This window comes from Vibrio sp. bablab_jr001 (assembly GCF_016464285.1).
GTDB classification, from domain to species: domain Bacteria; phylum Pseudomonadota; class Gammaproteobacteria; order Enterobacterales; family Vibrionaceae; genus Vibrio; species Vibrio fluvialis.
On sequence record NZ_JACDWZ010000046.1, the window covers coordinates 291,683 to 310,216 of the forward strand.

Consider the following 18,534-nt stretch of genomic DNA (forward strand, 5'->3'; position numbering starts at 1 on the left):
CTCCTCTGTGTCATGAGTGGTTACTCTAACCGGGTCAAGATGAATCAAACATGAACAACATTATCCATGTGTTCATCAAGGTGAGAGTCATAATGACACGTATGAGTTATTTGGTTTGTTTTTTAGTAAGTCCAAATGACCTTGCTAAATGTAATGAAAATGATAATTTTCAATAAATTCATATGGATAAAAACTGGCACGTAATATGCCATTAGAGCTTCGGAAAGAAAATAAGCGAGATGAACTCGCATCATAACTCTGGAGCTTCAATATGTTCTGTATTCAATGTGAACAAACCATTCAAACCCCGGTTGCTAAAGGCTGTGCCTATTCTCAAGGCATGTGTGGCAAAACGGCGGAAGTCTCAGATCTGCAAGACGTGCTGGTGTATTCACTGCAAGGTGTCTCTTTTTGGGCGAACCTGGGCCGCGCTTGCGGCGTCACCATCGAAGAGATTGACCAGTGGGCACCGAAAGCGTTTTTCGCAACATTGACCAATGTGAACTTCGACCCGGAACGTATCATCGAATTTGCTCAGTTGTCTCATCAGTACAAACGTCAGTTAGAGCAACAGGTGCGTGCTGCGGCCACGCTGACTGGCTTTGAAATCCCGACTTTGTCGGCGGCGGCGCAGTTTGAACTGCCACAAGATAAGGCGGCGCTGCTGGCGTTTGCACCAACCGCTGCGGTTAACCGCGGCAAAGAGAGCCTGAATGAAGACATTATTGGCCTGCGTCTGCTGTGTTTGTACGGTCTGAAAGGCGCAGCCGCCTACCTGGAACATGCCCGCGTTCTGAGCCAGACTGACGACGCGGTTTACGCCGAATACCATCAGATCATGGCTTGGTTGGGTACTGACCCGACCGACATCAGCGAGTTGCTGAAGACAGCGATGCAAATCGGCATGATGAACTATCGCATCATGGAAATGCTGGATAAAGGTGAAACCGATACTTTCGGCCATCCGGCGCCGTCTCAGGTCAACGTAAAACCTGTCAAAGGCAAATGCATTCTGGTGTCAGGTCACGACCTGCACGATCTGGAAAAAATCCTGCAACAGACACAAGGCAAAGGCATTAACGTTTACACCAACGGTGAGATGCTGCCAGCTCATGGTTATCCTGAGCTGAACAAATACCCGCACCTTGTCGGTAACTACGGCAGCGCGTGGCAGAATCAGCAGAAAGAGTTTGCTAATTTCCCCGGCGCGATTGTGATGACGTCGAACTGCCTGCTGAATCCGAACGTGGGCCAGTATGCCGATCGTCTGTTTACCCGCAGCATTGTCGGCTGGCCCGGTGTAGCGCATGTGGAAGGGGACGATTTCAGCGCCGTTATTGAGTGCGCGCTTGCCCAGCCAGGTTTCCAGCACGATGAAATTGAGCACTACATTACGGTCGGCTTTGGCCGCAACGCACTGATGGCTGCCGCACCAGCGGTGGTGGATCAGGTTAAGCAGGGCAACATCAAACACTTCTTCCTGGTGGGCGGTTGTGATGGCGACAAAGCGGAGCGCAGCTATTACACCGACTTCACCGCACAGGCACCGCAGGACAGTGTGATCCTCACTCTGGCGTGTGGCAAATTCCGCTTCAACAAAAATCAGTTCGGTGACATCAATGGTATTCCGCGCCTGCTGGATGTAGGCCAATGTAACGATGCGTACTCGGCGATTCAGCTGGCATTGGCACTGGCTGAGGAATTTGATTGTGGCGTGAACGATCTGCCGCTGACTCTGGTGCTGTCCTGGTTTGAGCAAAAAGCGATTGTGATTTTGCTGACCCTACTCGCTCTGGGTGTGAAAGGGATCTACACCGGCCCGACTGCGCCGGCTTTCCTGACGCCAAATCTGATGGCGGTTCTGCAAGAACAGTTTGATTTGCGCAGTATCACGACAGTTGAAAACGATTTGGCGACCATTCTCGCCGCGTAACAATACCTGGCCCTGCTTGCAGGGCCTATGAGCAAGAGGAGAAACATATATGTCTGCCTGGGCAGAACAAGACATTCTCGAATTGGTATGCGCGCGTAAATGGGCCGAAACCGCCGATTGTGTCAGCTTTGAGTTGGCATCACCTGATGCGTCTGTTGGGTTTGACTTCAAACCGGGGCAGTTTGCCAGCCTGGGGTTTGATATTGCAGGACAAACCGAGTACCGCGCTTATTCCATCAGTTCAATGCCACAGCAGCCGGTATTACGATTCACTGTCAAACGTGTGGCTGGCGGCAAAGTGTCCGGCCATGTATTGGAGTCGCTCAGTCAGGGGGACGTGATCCGCGTGATGAAGCCGCAAGGACTATTTAACAATGTCGATTGCGTGGCGCGCGATAAAGTGGTGCTGATCAGTGCTGGCTGTGGTATTACGCCGGTCATGTCGATGGCGCGTTCGTGGCTGGAGCAGAGGAATGTGGACATCGACTTTCTGCATGTCGCGCGCAGTTTAACGGAAACGATCTACGCCAACGAGTTGGAGCAACTGGCTCAACAGTATCCGCAGTTTCATCTAAAGCTGCTGCTCAAAGAGGCTGGCAGCACTCAGCATGCGCAAGGGCGATTGGATCAATCCTGGCTCAATACGTTGATTCCGGATTTGCATCAGCGCACGGTGTATCTGTGTGGGCCAGTAGGTTTTATGCAGGATGTGAAGCGCTACCTTGAGGCGCTCGATTTCGATATGCAGCACTTCTATCAGGAGAGCTTTACTCCAACCGTGGCTGAGAACACGCAGGCTTCTGTGGCTGAATCGGTTCGTGTACGTGTCGATGCCTTCGGCGCTGACATAGAAGCGCCCAGCGAGAGTTTGCTGCTTGAAGCGCTGGAAACCGGGCAATTGCCAATTATCGCCGCGTGTCGCAGTGGAATTTGTGGTTCGTGTAAGTGCCGCGTCACCTCGGGAACAGTGCGCAGCCACAGTCAGGAAACGTTGAGTGCTGACGAAATAGAGCAGGGCTATGTGCTGGCCTGTTCAACAGTGCTGGAATCCGATGTAGAAATCGCTCTGAATTAGCTGAAGGCCAGTGACAGCTGGCCTTCACTCTCTTGCGCATTACCTGCCAGATAGTCAACAAATTCACGCGCAGGCAGAGGTTTCGAATAGAGATAACCCTGAATGTAATCCACCCCAAGTTCACGCAAAATGTCGAGCTGTTCCTGAGTTTCAACGCCCTCCACGATCACCTGCATATCCAAGCTCTGCGCGAGTTGTAGCATCGACATCAACAAGTTGTTGAGATGTGGCTCATGCCCCAGATTCTTCACGAATACCCGGTCAATTTTTAATGTATCGAAGTGGAATTGACGCACAAAGTTGAGACCCGAATAACCGGTACCGAAATCGTCTACTAACAAACGGATGCCAGCCTGGCTGAGTAGTTGAAAATTACGCTCAACCATGTTCAGCTCATGGTCGGTAAAATCGCCGTTTTCGGTGATCTCAAACGCGATGTGCTGGGCAAACTTCGAGTTGGTCATTACCCGCTCCACCATGCGATAGGTAAAGGCGACATCACACATCAGGCTACGGTCGATGTTGACACTGACGTATTTTCCCTGCATCAGATTCGGGTTGCGTTCAATCAACTTCAGCGCTTTCTCAATCACAAAGTCAGTCAGTTGTTCGATAAATCCGAGGCGCTCGGCGAGCGGAATAAAAATAGTTGGCGGGATCTGCCCTTGCGTCGGATGATTCCAGCGTAATAACGCTTCACAACCAGTTACCTTCTGCGTTGAAGCCTGAATAATAGGCTGAAAATGAACACTAAACTGTTTGTCTTTCAGTGCATGTAATATTGAGCTTTCCAGGCTCTGTTTCTGTATCACTTTTTTGCGTTTATACAGATATACAGAAAGAATGATGAAATAGACGCACAGTAAGATCCACGCCTCACTATACAAAAAATGAACGTAAGTTTTTGGGGTTAAATAAAATTCTAATACTAAAGGGAATACTTGAGATTTAAATCCTAATGTTTTAATTATCCCATCAGCTTGCTTATTTAAAACTGGGTTATCGTAGATTTTTATATCAAACGGAAGATGATGATGACCAATCATGTTGGTGACAAGTCTCGTCAGATAACGCGGTGGAATCACCATACTGACACCGTTTAAATCATCATCGGCATAGAGATATATCACGGAGTGTGTTTTTGTTATGGCGGTTTTCGTGAACGTCAGAGTTTCATGGGTTGGGGAGGCGACCACACGTTGAAATACCGAGTTATAAATACGTACCGAAGACTCACCTTGTGAGCTGGTGCAATAAATTAATGGCGAGCCATGAAAGATACCGATTTCTTTTGCGTAGTCTGACTTGAAGACAAACTTTCGAAGGTTCTCTGCTACGTTACTACATGGAACGTCTGTATGAACTTGGTCAATCAGGGATTGCGTTTGCTGGCGGGTGTGCTGCAGTGCCTGTTCAATCTGTGAGACTGATTGGTTACCCAAATAATCAAATAATCGATTGCTGTAAAATACGCAGATAAGTGCGTAGATTAATATTGATAAACCAAGCAAAAATATATGATGAATTAATGATTGGCGATTTAACTTACGCAATAAAAACTTAGGAGTTAATTGGGTTGTTAACATACAGTCGTGAATTCCGCCTCTGTCTCACTCTCACGGTGAGAGCGCGATATTCTTAAAGGTGGTTTAACCAGTCAACTTATTGTCATTGATAAATTTTTGACAAACGAGAGATCTGATTAAACGAACTGTCATCTTCGTATATATGGATAAAAGAGTCAATGACTGACCGTATTTTAGCGTATCAGTGAGTACTTATATAAAGCTATTATTGAATATAAATGGAAATAAGAAAATTGATCTGGCTTTAATCGGTTTTAATAAAATATTAATGGTACCAAAATAATAAAAAACGCCCCGGGTTATCCGGGGCGTCAGCGGGTTTTAGATAGAGTTAGTTGGCGCCAACCGTGAGCTCTGCGCCACTGTCTTCTGTTTTAAGGTGCGTTTTGCTATCAAGCAGGAATACACGCTCTGGAGCAATATTGGCTTGGTCCACCAGATACGCTTTCACGGCTTTGGCGCGCTCTTCTGCCAGATTGCCTAACTGGTTTGGCGTGATGTTGGTCGCGTTGACCAGTTGGTTGTAGAGGCCAAGCATTAACGTCGTCTGGATTTGCTCCTTGGTTATTTCCTTGCCTTCTGCACGCTCGGTCAGTTGTTGTTCAACCTTATTGCGTTCTTCACGAATGTTGAGACCCAGCTGCTTTTTGGCCAGTGATTCAACCGCATCGGCCAGTGGCGCTGATTCGGAAATTCGGCTCGCACTGAAATCGGTTGGCAGAGCATCCAGCCCACTTTGCTCCAGCAGTGCCAACTGCACCTGCTTTTCTGCCAGTGCTTTGCTGTCATCCGCTTCAGACACCGATGCCGCGATGCTCAGTTTCAGTCCTGGGCGTGAGTCCAGAGCTTCAGCCAACTTGGTCAGACGTTCCTGCTCATCTTTATCCAGCTCTGTCGCGCCAAATGCAAAGGCTACATGGTTGAGTTCTTCATCGGAACCCACCAGGTTGGCGAGCAGAGAGAATGGTGCTGTGACCGCTTTGACGATGATATTGGTCAGTGCCTTGAGAATGACACTGCCGAAACTGAAATCCGGGTCGTTAACGTCGCCGGACACCTGCACACCCAGATCAATGACTCCATCTTTGTCCTGCAAGATGGCGATAGCCAGTGTCAGTGGCAGGCTGGTCGCCAGATCGGACTCGCTCGGCTTACCCAGTTTGAGCTGGTCGATCACCAGATGGTTGTTACCTTCCAGCTGGTTGTTGTCCAGTTTGTAGTTGAGTGCCAGTGAAAGCTGACCTTTATCGATGTAGTAACCTGCGTAAGTACCGGAATACGGGTTAACGGAGGTCAGTTCAACGCTCTTAAACACTAGGTCCAGATCGAGATACGGTTTTTCAATCAGCGGGTTAATTTCACCTTTGAGTGTGACCGGTGCGTACTTATCGATCTTACCTGCGATGTCGACCTGAGCTTTGGTTCCCGGTGTCGACGAAAGGTGACGAATCGAACCCTGCAGTGACTCAATCCCTGACGCAAAGTTTGGCGTTAATGAGTTGTCCGCGAAATACGCCGAGCCATTGACCAGTTTGATGGCCGCAATGTCGATCGCCAGTGGTTGTTCTTTGGATTGGCTGGTGCTGGCTTTGACGCTGACCGCTTGTTTTTGGCTGCCTGACGCAGGTTTGGCCGCCGGCGCCTTGCTTTCAACGACAATGTTACCTATGTTGGTTCGTTTATCTTTGGCAATCATTACCTTAGCGTAAGGCGCATTGAAGGTGATGGTGTTGATTTTCAGCGCGTTTTTCTGAGCATCGAAATTGAGTGAATCGATGTTCATCGCCTGCCATTTCACCAAAGGTTGGTTCTGTAATGTGTCCCGAATGAGCAGATTATCAACCGATGCCGTACCTTGATATGTTGCTTTACCCTGACTGTCTCCGCTGTAGTTACCCGCAGTGGAAAGCTGACCTTTTGATAAATGCAGATTCACGTAAGGTTTGAGATAAGGTTGCAACTGGCTCAGGTCCAGATCGCTGATCGCGAGCTTGCCTTGTGCACTCAGTGCTTTCGCATCGACGCTGCCTGAGGTTTTGATTTCGCCTCGGCTCTTTTCTGGCTGTGAACGGCTACTTGAGCTCAGGGCCAGTGAGACATCATAATCAATGGGTTGGCTGAGATCGCTGACCACAGCACCCGTGGTAACCGACATCGGGAACACGCGCCAGAAGACGCCATCACTTTGTGCGCTCTCCTTGACGTTGATGTCGGTGTCGGTCATGGCAAATTGGTTCAAACGTACCAACCAGCTTGGCGCAGCGTTGTCTGTTGCATTGGTGCTTGTTTTCGGTGCCGCCACGGATGGCTCTTTCTTCGCCTGTTTCGGCTCGAACAACGTTTGCAGATCCAATCCCTGACGAGTGAATTGTGCATTGACCCACAGGCCTTTCATCTGAATATCGGCAATGTCGACAACCTGGGTTTCACTACTCAGCCCAATGCCGTTGACAGACAGAGAGGGCAGTTTGACTTTCGCTGCTTTACCATCGCTGACGACAAGATTAGTCAAGGAGAACTGACCATCGCTCAGCTGATAGCTCAGCGTATCGGCGTGGTGCGCAGCAAGATAATGAGCGGAGAAGTTGATCGCACCATCAGTCACCGCTGCTTTCATTTGATCAGCGGTAAATGGCCAGAATGGCGGCAGTGTCAGTCCTTTGAGGACGATGTCGCCCTCGATTTCCAATGGCGCCAGTTGGAATTGACCTTTCAGCGACAGCTCACTGTTGTCGACGCCCTGAATGACAAAGTTGTAGTGGTTGGCCGCAGTGGCGAGTTCGGTATTTTTGTCCTGCGCGTTTTGTGGCAGCGTGAGGCTGTATGCCTGACTGTCAAACTGAGACAGGTTCAGGTTCAGGCCGTCGTAGTTCAGATTAGCGCCGGTGACATTATCTTTAAAGTGGAATTTGCCTTGGGCAATCTGAATGTTGCCAATGCGAAATGCCGGGATGGCGGAATCAGCTTCGGAGGTCGCGGCCGTTTCAGGCGGTGTTTGCTGAGTACTCGCCTGCAATGTGTCGACGATATCGCTGAAATTGAAGCGCGCTTGTTCACCAGAACTGAGACGTTGCAGCGCGATTTTCGGACCCGTTAAGGTCACATGATCGACAGTTGGCGTCAGCGAGAACACGCTTTTCCAGAAACTGACTTCGACTTCCAATTGATCAAACTGAGTAAAGGCATCCTGCCCGTTTGCTTCCTGAATCGCAAATCCGTTGATGCGAGCGCGCAGCAGGAACGGGTTGATCCGAACTTCGTTCAGTACAACCGTTCGGCCCAGTTGCTGACCAAGCAGTTCGGGTACTTTAGCTTGCAGCACGGCGGGTGTGATAAGTCCCAGCGTGAGAGCGTACAGCCCATAAGCTGAGAGCGCATAGGTTCCATAGCGCACATATTTGGGTGCTTTCTTAAAGCGTTGAGCAAGATTTGACAAGGCGTTTGGCATATTAGGGGGTGATCCCTTTTATTTTGACTTCAGTGTTTTACCTGCGGGGAAGAAATTTCTGTGTCGTGGATGGTATGGCTGTATTTATTGCATAGCATTCATATGCTTATTGGTGTTGTTTTCGCAGCAGCACGACAATTTCTGCGCCTTTAGGCTTCGTATTAAGTGTATATCCTAACCCGCAACTTTTAAGAAAAGAGCCAGATTTTAGTCAATCTAACGGATTAGAAATATTGCGGGTAAGTGTACCTAAATTTACTGCTGAGGAATAAGAACCAGAACCAAAAAAAATAGGTAACCAGTGGAATAGTGGGGGAAAGTTAAGAAAAAAGGCCGCCCACATCAGGTAAGGGCGGCAAGCACGGGGGTGTGTATGCCGTCAGAAGGGAGTGTCACGAGAGGTATAAGTCGTCACACTCTCATCTTCAGGATTGGTTTTTATTATGTTGTGGAGTCTAAATTTTTACGCTGATGGATAAGTTTTGTAACGAACACCCATCATCTGTTCCATACAGTGAACGACCTGACAGCTGTAGCCAAACTCGTTGTCATACCATACATACAGTACGCAGCGGTTGCCTTGAGCGATGGTCGCAGCACCATCAACCACACCGGCATAGCGAGAGCCAACCAGGTCAGTTGAGACGATTTCAGTCGATTCGGTGTAATCAATTTGAGCCGCTAGTTTAGACTTCAGTGCCATATCACGCAGGTATGCGTTCAGCTCGTCTTTGTCGGTCTCTTTTTCTAGGTTCAGGTTCGCAACGGCCATAGAAACGTTTGGCGTTGGGACGCGAATCGAGTTGCCTGTCAGTTTACCTGCCAGTTCAGGCAGAGCTTTCGCGACGGCTTTTGCTGCGCCTGTTGAAGTCAGCACCATGTTCAGAGACGCGGAACGGCCACGGCGATCGCCGCTGTGGAAGTTATCGATAAGGTTCTGGTCGTTAGTAAACGAGTGAACAGTTTCGATGTGACCCGATACCACGCCATATTTGTCGTGCATCGCTTTCAGCACAGGCGTAATCGCGTTAGTGGTGCAGCTTGCCGCTGAAATGATGGTGTCTTCTGGCTGAATCACGGATTCGTTCACGCCGAAAACAACGTTCTTGATGTCGCCTTTGCCCGGTGCGGTCAGCAGCACTTTCGCCGCGCCTTTTGAACCCAGGTGTTGGCCCAGACCTTCAGAATCACGCCAAACGCCAGTGTTGTCGACAACGAGAGCGTTATTGATACCGTACGCGGTGTAGTCTACGTCTGCTGGAGAGTTCGCGTAGATAAACTGAATGTAGTTACCGTTAGCGATCAGAGCCTTACGTTCGTTATCAATGATGATGCTGCCATTGAATTGGCCATGAACCGAGTCACGACGCAGCAGGCTGGCACGTTTTTCCAGGTCGCCTTCTTTGCCGCCGCGAACCACGATGGCACGCAGACGCAGCGGGTAACCCGGACCACTTTTCTCAATCAACAGACGAGCCAGCAGACGACCGATGCGGCCAAAGCCGTACAGAACCACATCTTTCGGTTCATTCATCACTTCGCCATTCAGCGCGCCTTGCAATGCCGTCGCCAGAAAATCTTTCAGGCCGTGTTCTTCTTCATGAGCTTGCCAGAACTGGTGTGCCATCTGACCGATGTCAACGCGACATGGAGACAGTTCCATCTCAGACAGTTGTTGAAGGATTGGCATGGTTTGTTGCAGAGAGAGGGAGGAGCCAGTGTAGCGGCGAGCAATGCGATGAGTTTTGATGATGTCGATGGTGTCAGCGTTGATCAGTGTTTTACCGAACAGGATCACTTCCACCCCTTTTTGACGATATAGCTGACCGATCAGGGGAGACATAGCTTCAGCAATCGTTTGGCTAGTTTGCCATTCTAGGAGATGTTTCTCTGGACTCATTTTTACTCGGGACCTTTCACGTTTCGTTGAGCTTATTTGTCCATCTGTAGGGGGATGAACAACAGCGGTTTCTGCCCGCAGTTTGGACTGCGTTTGGCATAGGGGGAGTTTGTTATTTTTATGTGGCGGGATTGTAAGGGCTAACTGGTTATTCTGCTAGGAAAAATAATGGCCATATTTTCAGCTTTAAAAGTGTAAATGTGCAGTGGATGTAAATGGTTTCAGTCCGCATTTCTGCGTATTGACAAATCCAAAGCAGCACACTTATTTCGTGCTAATTTTGTTTCATATCTATTTCATTTGTAGGTTTTGCATTATTTGTTTCACAAAACTGTAATCTTTATCAAATTACCCCCTTAAAAGGTAAACGAAATAGCCAGAGAGATGATGTGGGCTTTGGTCTCAATCCCGGTCAGCGGGTTTTGCTCTCTGGTGAAGTGACCACTGATGATATTTTCTGTGCTGTTGACTACTTGCCATTCGCCGTTGATGGCGACATTTGGCACGACGTTGTAGCGCAGGCCGAACAAGTAAGAGTCATTGCTGTATAACTTGCGTCGCTGACCATACTGCGCATAGGGCTGCCATTTGCCAAACTGGCGCGCCAGGCCGACATACCAGTTGGAGTAGAGTTGGTTGTCATAGATGTATTCAGAAAACAGGTGGTAATCACCCAGCGCGTAGTTGATACCCAACGCCAGCAGATCCATATCGTAGTGCGAAATGTTATACGAGCCAGTTTTAAGATCCGCTTCGGCAGTAAGATAAGCAATGCGGAATACGTTATCGTCTTGATACCAGTCCATCGTCAGGCCATAAGCGGAGCTGGCATCCAGCGTGTACTGAGTGTTGTAAAGTCGGTAGTCGTTTTCACTCGGCAGTGCGGCAAAGGTTGAAATACGCAGCTGTGACGCATCGGTCAACATTTTATTCCACTCAAAAGAAGCACCATCGTAGTGCGTGATACCCAATAAACTGTCGTATACATCTTGTGGTGGACGAATCCAAGGATAGGCCACCGATACATAGTAGTATTCGGACATCATAAAGACGGGTAAACGCAGCCGTCCTACTTTGGCGCTATAGGCCCCCCAAGCCGATTCCAGATATGCCCATTCCAGCTCCGGGCTGGAAAAGTGGTCTTGCGGGCGTTTGACGGTTTGTACTGATGTCCGCCATTGATCGTTGATGATCCAATCAAGTTGCAAGCCCAGTGTGGTGTCGCAGTCGAAGCACCATTCGTCATCAATATTGCGATGAACAAAAATGGGTACGGAGGTGTCGGATTTGGTGGCCGATACCGTGCCGAAACCGCTGACCCGAACGTGTTCTCCGACGTTGATCTGACTCATCGCCAATGGCGAGAACAGTAATAAGCCGATGAGAGACGTTGTTTTCATAGTCCTTCCTCACTATCGAAGACATAAATGACGTTGACTGACTCGTTGACCCAACTGGCGGGGACATAGGCGATACCGTTTTTGTTGTGGGTTAGCCACGCCATGATTTCTTCCATACTGCTGCTTTTGGCTTCAAAAGGTGCCTTGCTGCGCCCTGAAAAAGTTTGCCTGGCCCAGATGGCTTGCATCTGTGCCGGGCTTTTGCCGAGCAGTCCATAATAGAACTGCTCACGCAAAGGTGAGCTATGGGGCAGATCCAGCAATGAGATGTTGTATTCATCAATATGGCTCAGGCGACCTCGATACAGCATTTTGACCTGACTGGACTTGAGTGGGGGAAGGTTGGGGTTGAGTGTGACAATAGCATAAGGCTCCGGATACGCAGCGGTGCTCCAGAGCAGAAAAAAGCCTATGACGATAAACCAGACTCGCTTCACCAAAAATGGTTTTCCTTAACCTAACTGACTCAACTTTCTTGAAATTATGGACGCAAACGGTGCGAAGACTGTCTACTCTTTAACCATAGGCTAGCTCTCTTCACAATCAAGGTTTAGGAATGCGCACTGCTTCTCGCTTCTCGATAAAAACTCGCCTGATGCTGCTTTGTTTAGTGCCGATGCTTGTGATTGGTTGGGGAACGTGGAATCTCTTCAGCCAGTTTCAGTCACAATTGTCGTCCTATCGTGTGATCACAGAAAAGATCACCATGCTCAGTCACATCACCAATGTGACGCATCTGATGTATCAAACCATGATTGGTCGCACCAATGGCGATGATATTCAGCCCTATCTTGCGCAACTCGATCAGGAACTGAATGCCGTGAATGGTTTGCTCGATACGCAGGCGTACACAGGGTTGATCGGTAACTCAGAACTGCTGATCAAAAACAACGTAGCAGAACTTAAAAACCTTGCGCGTGAGATTAACTCGGCGTCGGCTTCCAATATGGAAGATTACGGTCAGTGGTCGTTTGATCTGATTTACGAACTGTTGGTGGAAATTCAAAAACGCAGTAATCATCAGGCGCCGTCTGAGATTCATACGCTGGATGTGGTGTATGACGACTTGAGTTGGTTTCTCTACTGGATGCAGCGTGAAGTGTGGTTTATTCGCGGCGTATCGGAAACGGGGAATTTTGATCAGCAGCAGTTGGGTCAGTATTTTCAGATAGCAGAACGGGAACAGCAACATCTGGAGCGTTTTATCGATACCGGTGCCAGTACCGCACAGCTCGATCAAATCGTCAAACTCTTCGCGCAGCAAGATTTCAGACAAGGGGCACTGGTGCGCGATAAAATATTGCATCAGGAGGTGACACCGCAAGAGTTGACCGGATACGTGCAGTCAATTGAGAATCGCCAGGCGGCGGTGCAAAAGCTGTTCATGGGTTTTTCCGACCATCTTTCGCGGCAGATTGAACAACGTGTTACCAGCGATACGCAGCGTATCACAACGATTAGCGCAGGCGTTGCATTGGTCTTCGTGCTGCTGCTGATTCTGGGTCTTGGCACCTTTTATCGCATCTCATCCAAACTCAACCGCATTCTCGACACCATGGGACGTTTGCGCGAGCAACGTGACAGCGCAAAGCAGATCCCGATTGACGGGAACGATGAATTTTCAGATTTCTGTCGCAGCCTGAATCATATTGTGCAGGAAATGCAGGCTCATGAGGCCAAACTGATTCACGCCAAAGAAGAGGCGGTTGCGGCAAACCGCGCCAAGAGCTTCTTTCTGGCTAACATGTCGCATGAGATTCGCACTCCGCTTAACGGCATTATCGGTATGACTGAGATACTGGCCTCCACAGGCCTCAACACGAACCAGAGCGAAGTCTTAGCCGATATTGATACCTCTTCCCATTCGTTGCTGATGCTGCTCAACGACATTCTCGATTTGTCGAAAATCGAGGCGGGCAGTCTTACGCTTAACCCCAACAGCTTCAATTTTTCGGAAATGGTGTATGACACCGTCAACATGGTGAACTCAAAAGCGGTCAGCCAGCATATTGCGTTAAATATTCAGCTCGATCCTGCGTTGCCTGAATTGGTGATTGCGGATGAATATCGGGTGAAGCAGATCCTGATGAACCTGCTCTCTAACGCGGTGAAGTTTACCCAGGATGGTTACGTCAATGTAGAGGTGAACTATCTCGACCAAAGCCCTCCGATGATTCGGTGCAGTGTGACAGATACGGGCAAAGGCATTGAGAAGAGTAAGCTGGCAACGATTTTTGAGCCGTTTACTCAGGAAGATGGCAGCATTACGCGCCGGTATGGCGGCACGGGGCTGGGGCTCGCGATTTGTCACGAACTACTGGAGATGATGCATGGCTCTATTCAGGTTCATTCCACCAAGGGATTGGGCAGCCAGTTTGAGTTCATTATTCCGGTGGATTTGCCAACGGATCAGCCCGCTATCGCGGCCTTGGGCGAATACACGTTGCTGATCAACAACAATTCCAACTATTCCGCGGCGATTCGCCGTGAGTGCCAACGGTTGGGGCTGGATCTGGTCGAAACCAACACGGTTGCTCAGTTGGCTGAAATAGCCTTTACCAGCAGTGTGGTGAACGTGTTGTATTGCTATAGTCTGGCGCAAAGCTGCCGCGCAGATATTGCGGTACTTAAACAGCGTTTTCCACACGCTAAACTCATCATGTTGCAGCACCATCTCTTCACCAATAAAGAAGTGGCTGAACTGGTGAATGGCCGAATCACACTGCCGTTTTTGGGCAGCCGTTTCGAGCGGATGATCCGCATGCCGTTAGTATCCAGCGAAGCGTCGCTTAATCAGGAACGCCCTTTGCTGACGGTCGATGCTGATAGCACCTCCCGCATTCTGATTGTCGAAGACAACCTGATGAATCAGAAAATCGCGACGTTTTTTCTCGAGAAAGCAGGGTTGGAATATGTGATTGTCAGCAATGGTCAGGAAGCGGTGGACATTGTTACTCAGGGCGGCCAGTTCTCTGCGGTGCTGATGGATTGCATGATGCCTGTCATGGACGGATTTACCGCCACGCGCAAAATTCGTGAGTGGGAAGCCGAAAAAGGGCTGAAGAAAATACCGATCATCGCTCTCACGGCCAGTGTGCTGGATGAAGATATCGCTCACTGCTTTGAAGCGGGGATGGATGCGTATTTGCCCAAACCGTATAAGTCAAAGCAGCTATTCGATATTTTTAATGAGCTTGAAGTCGCGTAGGCTCCGGATATTCGATGCGCTCGATGCGTTCAATGAATTGATTCGCAGGGAGCGGTTTTGAATAGTAGTAGCCCTGATATTCGTCGCAGCCTTCAATCGCCAGCAAATGCAGTTGGTTGTGGTTGTTCACGCCTTCGGCCGTAACCACTTTACCCATGTTGTGGCCCAACTGAATGATGGTACGCACCAGCATATGGTCGTCGTGGTTGTGCACGCAGTCATCAACAAACGATTTATCGATTTTCAACACATCAACGGGCAATTGTTTCAGATAGTTCAGGGACGAGTATGCGACACCAAAATCATCGATCGCAATTCGTATCCCCAGCGTACGTAAATCCTGACAGGTTTCACACACGCTCTCCGGTTGCTGCATTAATGTGGTTTCGGTAATCTCCAGTTGCAGTAGTTTCGGATCTAACCCGGTTTCACGCAGGGCTTTGGTCACCACGTGAAAAATATCATCGTATAAAAACTGCACCGTAGAAACATTCACGGCAATACAGATTTCGTGCCCTGCTTGTTGCCAGGCTTTGGCCTGTTTACACGCGGTTTCAATCACCCAGCGACCAATCGGAATGATCTGCTGGCTCTTTTCAGCCACACCTACAAATTCTTCCGGATTGACCAACCCTAAATCGGGATGTTGCCAACGAATCAACGCTTCTGCGCTATGCACCTGGCCTGTAGCAATGTCGACTTTTGGCTGAAAGTAAAGCGCAAGCTGCTGCTTGTCGACGGCGTTACTCAATTCTCTTTCCAGTTGGTAGTTGCGGATCGTTTCGCTGATCAGCTCTTCATCAAAATGCTGAATGATATTTTTGCCCTTTTGCTTGGCGCGCAGCACAGCGATGTCCACATTGCGGCACCAGATGTCGCTGTCGTGCATGGCATCCTCGAACAGGGCAATGCCGATACTCATGGTCATGTGATACGTACGGTTGTTAAGGCTAAAGCCTTTATTGCACGCTTCCAGAATGTAGTTGGCCACCTGATCGGCGTAGAAACGAATATCGAACTTGTCTTTGAGAATGATCGCGAATTCATCGCCGCTCATGCGATAGAGATTCACCCGCGAAAAATCCAGCTCACGCAGGCGTTTCGCCAGTTCCGCCAGCAGCTTGTCACCTTGCTGGTGGCCAAGGCTGTCGTTGATGAGTTTGAAGTCGTCAATATCCAGTTGCAGCAACGCGTAATGTTCCGTGGGATCACGGTGACGCTCCAGCTCTTTGGTTTCGTGGGTAAACGCTTTGCGATTGGCCAGTTGAGTCAGGAAATCGGTCTGGCTGTCGCGGCGATAACGTTCCAGCTGGCGCTGCAGCTTCTGTTTGTAATAGACACCGACCGTGGCAAAGAAGGCGATGGCCGTCAGTTCAAGCGCATCTTCAGTGAATTCGCTGAAAGCTGGCGTTCCCACTTTTTGGTATTGCAGGTAGCTGGCGATCAGCAGGATTGCTGAAGCAAACGGCCACAGTGAACCGGGGTAGAGCACGATGTAGGTCAGGGGGATCAGAAGAAATGCTTCTTCTATCGCATCCAGATTGAGCGGTTCAAAATAGCTCCCCACCAGAATAACGGCAATAGAAGTGATGGACGCCAATGCTTTCAGCCACCGCGGACGGGCAACCAGAGCGATCAGCATACAAACCGGATAGCCATAGTAGTAGTGCACCGCGACGTGATGTTGGGTGAGCAGCGTGTAGCTGATGACGGAAACAGCGAGCAGATACAACAGCGTAATGATAAAACGCGTACCTAATCCTGAAACAGCCTTATTTGACGTTGATGCCATAGAGATCCTGTTTTAGTCGCGCTCGGGCTGCAGAGAAAGCGAGTTGCAGCGAATCGGGTTTATGAATGGAATTGTAGCCCCAGTTTGTCTGTCACAAAGCAGACTCAGGTCAAAACGGCAGACAAACACGGCAAAGTTACCGCTCAGTCTCATTTAAGAGACGGTCAAAAAAACGCTCTTAACTTTTGTTTTAATTCGAAAGATTGAAAAGACAGCGTAGGTAGAAAAATAAAGCCCTCCAAAAGGAGGGCTCATATTATTTGTTGATTTCGCTGATAGGTTGCAGCTCATTAATTGGCAGCCAGTTCACTTTAACCCCTGCCTGCAGGAACATATCCTGACTCACTTTAATTTTGTCGCCCCAGCGCGACAGAAAATCTTCCGACTGCTCCGGACAATGCACGGCAGAAATACCAGTTTGAATGATTTTGGCTGCGCAGTTTGGACAAGGGAAGTGGGTGACGTATATCTCACAACCATCCAGATCTCGTTTCGCGAACAGAATGGCATTCTCTTCGGCGTGCAGTGTCTTGAGATATTTCATGTCACGATCATCAGTATTGGCGCTGTCAGAGATACCGTGTGGATAGCCGTTAAAGCCAACCGAGACGATGCGATTCTGTTTAGTAATGACGGCTCCTACCTGCGTGGAAGGGTCTTTACTCCACGAGCCAACAAGTTCTGCCATTTGGTAAAAGCGTTGTGCCCATTTAGAAATCATGTGGTGGTTTCCTCAACAGAGTTAGCGGTGAGTTTTGTCAGTTATGTGATTAAGATCGGTAATAATATCCTTAATTTAACAGGGTGAGTCTAGGAAAATCTGGCCTTCAGCCGCCAAGACAGCCTGACTGCTTCCTTATTACGCTTTTTAGAGTGAGAGCTCCATCAACTTTTGTGTTCGAGGGACTTTTTGATGACAGGGATGATTTAGGATTGGCTTTGTGCGAGATCTCTTACACATGATGTGAGAGATCGGCGTTTGTAACTATCATCAAAAACGGAAGTTTAACTTTAACGTATTGTAATTATTTACTTTTATTTGATTTGAGAGACTTTCTCAATATCTATCGTGTTGTAAGCCGCTTGCTGAAAATCGCCGATGTCGTAATCTCAAGTCGTCAGCAGGAAGCAGACACGGAACAGGAAAGACCCAAGGACAGGTCATCTTCAGGACGAAGATTCGATTATTCAGGATGAATGGTCGGCATGGAAAGCGAAGGACATTAGCTGGACGCTTGCTAACTAGGATGGTTACAACGGAAGGTCGATGGACAACCTAAAGGATTAAGGCGTAAGTCTGTCAGGATGACGGAAACAGGGACACCGCTAGGACGGCGATGAAACGGAATGCGCTGAAGGATACAGCAGACTATCAAGGAATAGATGCAGGGAGCACCTATTAGTAGCCGGATTGCTGCGAGTAAGAACTGAACCCCACTAAGCGAAAGCTTAGTGGGGTTTTCTTTTATCTGCGCTGACAAAGCGCAACAGTGATTATGGCAAGTTGTCGTAAAGACAATAATCTCGATTGCGTGAGGCGAGAAGGATGAATGATAATGCGCCCATCCGCCTGATTCCGTCAGGCCAACAAAATAAAGAGAGCGATCACTACGTGGAGAAAACCTCTGAGTTTCTGGTTAAAACTTTAAAAGATCACCCTGAACCTTATTTGTCGATTGGCACCTTGCTGGAGCTGCTTAAGCGACGCTCTTATGGCGCGCTGCTGATCATGCTGAGTTTAGCTGGCCTGATTCCTGGTATCTCTTTTTTCGCCGGGTTTGCGATTTTCCTGCTTGGCCTGCAATTGGCTCTGGGTTTTCAGGCCCCACGTCTGCCTCGCATCATTCAAAAACGTAAACTGCACCGTCAGAAAACCATTCGTTTTATTGAAGAGCTTTTGCCTTGGTTTGAACGCATTGAGCATTACATCAAACCGCGTTGGGAACCGCTGTCGAATAAGATGGCTCGTCGTGTCATTGGTATTATTATCTGTGTTCTCGCGGCGGTCGCAGTGCTGCCGCTGCCGTTTGTGAACTTCCCGCCGAACATCGCGATTATCTTTTTTGCACTGGGGATTATTGAGCGTGATGGGCTGTTCTTGATAGTCGGTAGCGCGATCAGTCTGTTTGCGGTGTGGATAGGCTATATTCTGGTTCGTATAGCGATGAACTCGCTGATGTTGGTATTATGAC

At 48.9% G+C, this 18,534-nt stretch carries 11 protein-coding genes and 1 pseudogene; 4 read left to right on the forward strand and 8 right to left on the reverse strand.

All coding sequences use genetic code 11. From position 1 onward, the window contains the following. Positions 1-271: 271 nt before the first annotated feature. Both hcp and JIG40_RS08665 read left to right on the forward strand, forming a co-directional pair. A complete protein-coding gene (hcp, locus tag JIG40_RS08660) occupies positions 272-1,933 on the forward strand; it encodes a hydroxylamine reductase (RefSeq protein ID WP_024375201.1) in 1,662 nt (553 codons plus the stop codon). 49 nt (positions 1,934-1,982) lie between these two features. Further along, complete coding sequence (locus JIG40_RS08665) at positions 1,983-3,008, forward strand: hybrid-cluster NAD(P)-dependent oxidoreductase (protein ID WP_199465164.1); 1,026 nt, start codon at positions 1,983-1,985, stop codon at positions 3,006-3,008. On the opposite strand, the gene JIG40_RS23020 is transcribed toward JIG40_RS08665, so the two are convergent. The 6 genes and pseudogenes from JIG40_RS23020 to JIG40_RS08690 form a co-directional block, all read right to left on the reverse strand. After that, a complete protein-coding gene (locus JIG40_RS23020; RefSeq protein ID WP_348541336.1) occupies positions 3,005-3,820 on the reverse strand; it encodes an EAL domain-containing protein in 816 nt (271 codons plus the stop codon). The two genes, JIG40_RS08665 and JIG40_RS23020, sit on opposite strands and share 4 nt — an antisense overlap. Before the next feature lie 297 nt (positions 3,821-4,117). Next, positions 4,118-4,594: pseudogene (locus JIG40_RS23025) on the reverse strand (CSS-motif domain-containing protein); the annotation flags it as partial. Between the two features lie 331 nt (positions 4,595-4,925). Next, positions 4,926-8,042, reverse strand: a complete 3,117-nt coding sequence (locus JIG40_RS08675; RefSeq protein WP_199465166.1) for a DUF748 domain-containing protein — start codon at positions 8,040-8,042, stop codon at positions 4,926-4,928. Positions 8,043-8,505: 463 nt separating this feature from the next. After that, complete coding sequence (locus JIG40_RS08680; RefSeq protein ID WP_024375360.1) at positions 8,506-9,942, reverse strand: glyceraldehyde-3-phosphate dehydrogenase; 1,437 nt, start codon at positions 9,940-9,942, stop codon at positions 8,506-8,508. 356 nt (positions 9,943-10,298) lie between these two features. Continuing rightward, complete coding sequence (locus JIG40_RS08685; RefSeq protein WP_044362682.1) at positions 10,299-11,342, reverse strand: hypothetical protein; 1,044 nt, start codon at positions 11,340-11,342, stop codon at positions 10,299-10,301. Beyond that, complete coding sequence (locus JIG40_RS08690; protein ID WP_233920973.1) at positions 11,339-11,779, reverse strand: hypothetical protein; 441 nt, start codon at positions 11,777-11,779, stop codon at positions 11,339-11,341. The genes JIG40_RS08685 and JIG40_RS08690 overlap by 4 nt, the downstream gene beginning before the upstream one ends. 119 nt (positions 11,780-11,898) lie before the next feature. On the opposite strand from JIG40_RS08690, the gene JIG40_RS08695 reads away from it, so the two are divergent. Continuing rightward, on the forward strand, positions 11,899-14,550 hold the full coding sequence (locus JIG40_RS08695) for an ATP-binding protein (protein WP_199465167.1): 2,652 nt from the start codon (positions 11,899-11,901) through the stop codon (positions 14,548-14,550). Here JIG40_RS08695 and JIG40_RS08700 read toward each other — a convergent pair. After that, positions 14,528-16,342 carry a bifunctional diguanylate cyclase/phosphodiesterase gene (locus tag JIG40_RS08700; RefSeq protein ID WP_172558538.1) on the reverse strand — a complete coding sequence of 605 codons (1,815 nt, stop codon included), beginning with the start codon at positions 16,340-16,342 and terminating at the stop codon, positions 14,528-14,530. The two genes, JIG40_RS08695 and JIG40_RS08700, sit on opposite strands and share 23 nt — an antisense overlap. 256 nt (positions 16,343-16,598) lie before the next feature. Continuing rightward, a complete protein-coding gene (locus tag JIG40_RS08705) occupies positions 16,599-17,063 on the reverse strand; it encodes a cytidine/deoxycytidylate deaminase family protein (RefSeq protein ID WP_020329000.1) in 465 nt (154 codons plus the stop codon). An 825-nt stretch (positions 17,064-17,888) separates the two neighbouring features. On the opposite strand from JIG40_RS08705, the gene JIG40_RS08710 reads away from it, so the two are divergent. Next, entirely contained in the window at positions 17,889-18,533 is a 645-nt protein-coding gene (locus tag JIG40_RS08710; protein WP_032080750.1) for an exopolysaccharide biosynthesis protein, read from the forward strand. The last annotated feature ends 1 nt before the right edge of the window (position 18,534 follow it).

Coding starts and splice junctions, on each gene's coding strand:
- hcp (WP_024375201.1), top strand. CDS start 272: ATGTTCTGTATTCAATGTGAACAAACCATTCAAACCCCGGTTGCTAAA.
- JIG40_RS08665 (WP_199465164.1), top strand. CDS start 1,983: ATGTCTGCCTGGGCAGAACAAGACATTCTCGAATTGGTATGCGCGCGT.
- JIG40_RS08675 (WP_199465166.1), bottom strand. CDS start 8,042: ATGCCAAACGCCTTGTCAAATCTTGCTCAACGCTTTAAGAAAGCACCC.
- JIG40_RS08680 (WP_024375360.1), bottom strand. CDS start 9,942: ATGAGTCCAGAGAAACATCTCCTAGAATGGCAAACTAGCCAAACGATT.
- JIG40_RS08685 (WP_044362682.1), bottom strand. CDS start 11,342: ATGAAAACAACGTCTCTCATCGGCTTATTACTGTTCTCGCCATTGGCG.
- JIG40_RS08695 (WP_199465167.1), top strand. CDS start 11,899: ATGCGCACTGCTTCTCGCTTCTCGATAAAAACTCGCCTGATGCTGCTT.
- JIG40_RS08700 (WP_172558538.1), bottom strand. CDS start 16,342: ATGGCATCAACGTCAAATAAGGCTGTTTCAGGATTAGGTACGCGTTTT.
- JIG40_RS08705 (WP_020329000.1), bottom strand. CDS start 17,063: ATGATTTCTAAATGGGCACAACGCTTTTACCAAATGGCAGAACTTGTT.
- JIG40_RS08710 (WP_032080750.1), top strand. CDS start 17,889: ATGAATGATAATGCGCCCATCCGCCTGATTCCGTCAGGCCAACAAAAT.